At 32.5% G+C, this 4,535-nt stretch carries 5 protein-coding genes; 3 read left to right on the forward strand and 2 right to left on the reverse strand.

Annotated features, from left to right (window positions below; genetic code table 11):
- Together ACIQ2I_RS08140 and ACIQ2I_RS08145 are read left to right on the forward strand one after the other, a co-directional pair.
- A partial coding sequence (locus ACIQ2I_RS08140; RefSeq protein WP_396181923.1) for a helix-turn-helix domain-containing protein occupies positions 1–1,765 on the forward strand: 1,765 nt, incomplete at its 5' end.
- Between the two features lie 76 nt (positions 1,766–1,841).
- Positions 1,842–2,150: a GIY-YIG nuclease family protein gene (locus ACIQ2I_RS08145; RefSeq protein ID WP_396181924.1), complete on the forward strand. Its 309-nt coding sequence runs from the start codon at positions 1,842–1,844 to the stop codon at positions 2,148–2,150.
- A gap of 263 nt (positions 2,151–2,413) precedes the next feature.
- Here ACIQ2I_RS08145 and ACIQ2I_RS08150 read toward each other — a convergent pair whose 3' ends face one another.
- Positions 2,414–2,791 carry a DoxX family membrane protein gene (locus ACIQ2I_RS08150; protein ID WP_396181925.1) on the reverse strand — a complete coding sequence of 126 codons (378 nt, stop codon included), beginning with the start codon at positions 2,789–2,791 and terminating at the stop codon, positions 2,414–2,416.
- A 24-nt stretch (positions 2,792–2,815) separates the two neighbouring features.
- Positions 2,816–3,973 (reverse strand): ATP-binding protein, encoded by a 1,158-nt coding sequence (locus tag ACIQ2I_RS08155; RefSeq protein ID WP_396181926.1) that lies wholly within the window; start codon positions 3,971–3,973, stop codon positions 2,816–2,818.
- A 104-nt stretch (positions 3,974–4,077) separates the two neighbouring features.
- Between ACIQ2I_RS08155 and pgk the strand changes: the two genes are divergently transcribed.
- On the forward strand, positions 4,078–4,535 hold a 458-nt coding region (pgk, locus tag ACIQ2I_RS08160), incomplete at its 3' end, for a phosphoglycerate kinase (RefSeq protein ID WP_396181927.1).

A 4,535-nucleotide genomic window follows, 5' to 3' on the forward strand; every position in this document is an offset into this window, starting at 1 on the left:
CGAATTAAAGAACTATTATCAAGGTATGTTCTTTTTTCATTCGCAAGTAATCCAACAAAATCCGCCTTTATATATTGAATTGGATAAAATTTATCGTCAAGATGACGAGGAATTTATCTCTATTTTAAACAACCTTCGAAACAACAAAATTACGAAAGAGAATATAGCTGTTTTAAATCAATATGTAAACCCAAATTTTAATATTAAAAACCATAACGGCTGTATTATTGTTACCACACACAACGCCAAAGCAGACGATATTAATAAAGAAGCTTTAGCAGAATTAAGAACCAAAACATTTTCTTATTTCCCCGAAATTGTAGAAGATTTTCCAGATAAAATTTATCCTATTGAACCAAAAATGGATTTGAAAGTTGGCGCTCAAGTAATGTTTATTAAAAACGACACCTCTTTTGAAAAAAATTATTTTAACGGAAAAATAGGCAAAATTACTTCATTAGCTGAAAAAGAAATTTTGGTTTATTTTGAAGAAGAAAACAAAACTGTTGAAGCAGATTTGTACACATGGGAAAACATAAAATATACGGTAAATCCCGACACAAAAGAGATTGAGGAAACGGTTGTAGGAACATTTAGTCATTATCCTTTAAAATTAGCTTGGGCAATTACGGTTCATAAGAGTCAAGGGTTAACTTTTGATAACGCCGCGTTAGATGTTTCACGTGTATTTGCGCCCGGACAAGCATACGTGGCTTTATCTCGACTTCGTTCGTTAAAAGGATTAATTTTACTTTCTCCTATACAAATAAACGGCATTTCTTCTGACTCAGAAGTTTTAAATTATGCCAACAATAAAGCGGATGAAATTGTTTTAGAAAAAGCGTTGGCATTAGAAACGAAATATTTTTTACGCCTAGAATTATGTAAAAGTTTCGATTTCAGACAATTGGCACAACAATGGCGCAATCATTTATTTTCGTATAATGACGAAGTAGCTAATTCATCAAAATCAAAATACCGAATTTGGGCACAACAAAACGAAAGTATTGTGGGCGCTTTATTAGATTCATCACATAAATTCAGCAATCAAATTCAGAAAATTTGTTATCAAGACGCTATTGATATTCCGTTTTTAGCAGCGCGATGCGACGCGGCTTATCAGTATTATTTTAAAACATTAGATTATCAGGTAACTGATTTGTTTTTAAAAATCGCAGAAGTTAGTAACCTTAAAAAATCTAAAACCTTTCACGATGAACTTTTGGAACTAGAAGAAATTCAAGTAAAAACGGTTTTGCAATTGAAAAAAGCGATGCTGTTGATTAAAAATTTAGTCAACGGAATTGAATTTAATAAAAACACCATGTCATCAGACGAAATGAAGTATTATAAAATTAATAAAATAGCTTCGTTATCTGAAAAATTCAAGGAAATTGACGGTTTTGTAGCTAAAGATCATTCGGACACATTTAGTAAGAAAACTAAAGTCAAAAATGCCAAATCAACAGAACCAAAAAAGGCAACTATAGAAATCACTTTAGATCTTTGGAAAGAAAATTTATCAATTGAGGAAATTGCTGCCAAGCGAAAGGTTACAGTTGGCACAATTTATTTACACTTTATCAAACTAATTCAAATGGAAGCCTTAACCATCTCTGATGTGATGTCTGATGAAAAAATTGCAACATTACAAGAGGTTTTTAAGGACTATAAAGGAGAAGGTTTGGGAGTTTTAAAAGAAAAATACGGCGACGCTTTCTCTTGGGAAGAACTGCGTTTGTTTAATGTAAGCTTGAAGAATTAAGCATACAGTTTCACCACACAGTTTGTCACCCTGAAAGGGTCTCACACAACATAAATACTTTTAACTGCCAAAATCAATGATCGAATTTACAGAAGGAATTTATAATTTTTACGTTTATATTCTTACAAATAAAGCAAAAACAGTACTTTATACAGGAATGACCAATAATCTTAAAAGAAGATTACAAGAACACAAAGAAAAACTAAATCCAAACAGCTTTACTGCAAAATATAATTTAACATACCTACTTTATTATGAACATTATGGTTGGGTTCAACAAGCAATTGAAAGAGAGAAAGAAATTAAATTAATGAAACGAGATCGTAAACTTGAACTCATTAAAAATTTCAATTCAAATTTAGATTTTTTAAACGATACGATTTGATTGGGGTTGAGATGCTTTCAGCATGACAAACTGTGCGTAAATAGATATGTGTAAAAATTTAAAACGTTTCTCACCCTGTAAGGCTCTCGCTCAAGGTTATTCAATTCAACAAAAAAGAGATGCTTTCAGCATGACAAAGTGTGCGGAAATTGTACGGCAAATAAAACACACCACACAGTTTGTCACCCTGAAAGGGTCTCATACAATGTTATTCAATTCAACAAAAAAGAGATGCTTTCAGCATGACAAAGTGTGCGTGTAAGTTACAGCCAATACACGCCCAACAAAGCTGGAATTAAATAAATAACAATCGTTCTAGCGCCGTCATAATCTTTCGCAACTCTTTGTCCAAAAAGCAATATCAAAAGTGTTACACAGGAAACCATACAAGCATAATCGCCCACAATGGTTTTACCGGTCATGATGTTCTCAGCAATTCCCATAATTGACAATACACCTGCTACAATTTCTAAAGCCAAAACCGTTAACAAAGCCACAGGCACTTGGTTTTTTAAAAAAGTTTGAGAAAAATGTCCTTTTAACCAACTTACATTTCCGTTCCAATCGGTTATTTTATCATATCCTGATTGTAAAAAAGTAATCGCTAAAAAAGCTAGTAATAGTAGTGCAAATTCATTCATAGTTTTTGTTTTTAATTCTTGTTTTTAGACTTCTTTTTGATGTAACAATCTTGTTAATTTGATCGATAAATCGGTTAAAATAATATTGCTATTTCCGTTTCTTTCAATGTGATAAATAGCGTCTTCCAGTTCTTTAAAAATAGACATAATATTATTTCCGTGAACAAAAGGGGCAAATTTTCCCAGGTTAAAATTCTCAAAATTAGGCTCTAAATACACCAAATCAGTAGTTTGATAATTCAACAACAACGCTTGTCTAAAAAACTGAATACAAAATTGCAAAAAGTTCTTTTGTGTTTCTCTGCCTTCTTTAGAAATAGCGCTACTCCAAGAAATTAAATCGGTAATTACGCTTGCATTTCCCTTTGCTTTAAATGCTGCGCGAACCCAGTTGATAAACCATTCTTCAAATACAGAATCCTCCCCATCTTGGTGTAATAAATGTAAAGCTTTGTTGTAATTACCTTCACACTGATGTGCTATTTTTTTTGCCAAATTTGCCTCAACTTGATGACTGGAAATTAACTTATCTGTAATAATTTGTTCCGGTAAAGCTAAAAAATCCACCACTTGACAACGCGAAATAATCGTTTGTAATAAATCGTCAATACTTTCAGAAATTAAAATAAAAACCGTTTTTTCAGGTGGTTCTTCTAATAACTTCAATAATTTATTTGCCGCATCTGTTCTCATTTTATCAGCCATCCAAATAATCATCACCTTGTAACCACCTTCGTAGGCTTTTAATGATAAATTTTTATTAATTGCAGCCGATTCTTTAACACTAATAATGCCTTGTTTTTTAGGAATTTCTAATTTTTTATACCAGTCAAATAAACTTCCGTATGGGTTTTCTTTAACAAAACCGCGCCATTGCTCTAAAAAATTTGTACTTACTACGTTATCGCCTTTTACATCATCTGTAGTTGTAATTGGATACACAAAATGCATATCGGGATGCGAATAATGGTCAAATTTTAAGTTGCATGCAGCATTTCCTGTGTTGTTTTCCCCGCCGGTATTGTTACATAAAATGTACTGCGCATAGGCAATAGCCATGGGCAACGTTCCCGAGCCCTCAGGGCCAATAAACAATTGTGCATGCGGCACCCTTCCTGCGTTGGCGGTAGTAATTAAAAATTTTTTAATATGGTCTTGACCAAGGATGTCTTTAAATAGCATGTAGCAAATATAAGTGATTTTTATCTTGGTTTAAAATCAAAATTTTATATTTGCAAATATCATAAAGACACAACATCAAACTAAAAACAACAAATCACAAACCTATGAAAACTATTTTCGACATCAATTTTAACAACAAAAAAGCTTTAATCCGTGTAGATTTTAATGTGCCTTTAGATGAAAATTTTAAAGTAACAGACGCCAACCGAATTGAAGCCGCTAAACCAACTATTGATAAGATTTTAAACGATGGCGGTTCGGTAATTTTAATGTCGCATTTAGGAAGACCAAAGGGTAAAGAAGAAAAATATTCACTTAGTCATATTATATATAAAATTGAAGAAGTTTTAGGAAAAAAAGTAAAATTTGCTGCAGATTGTAAGGGTGAAATTGCCAAAGAAGCCGCTGCAAATCTTCAAAACGGCGAAATATTAGTATTGGAAAATTTACGTTTTTATGCCGAAGAAGAAGCTGGAGATACAGGTTTTTCTAAAGAATTAGCAAGTTTGGGTGATGTGTATGTAAACGATGCCTTCGGAACAGCACACAGAGCACACGCTTC

The sequence above is a fragment of the Flavobacterium sp. genome (assembly GCF_044368995.1).
Classification (GTDB): Bacteria; Bacteroidota; Bacteroidia; order Flavobacteriales; family Flavobacteriaceae; genus Flavobacterium.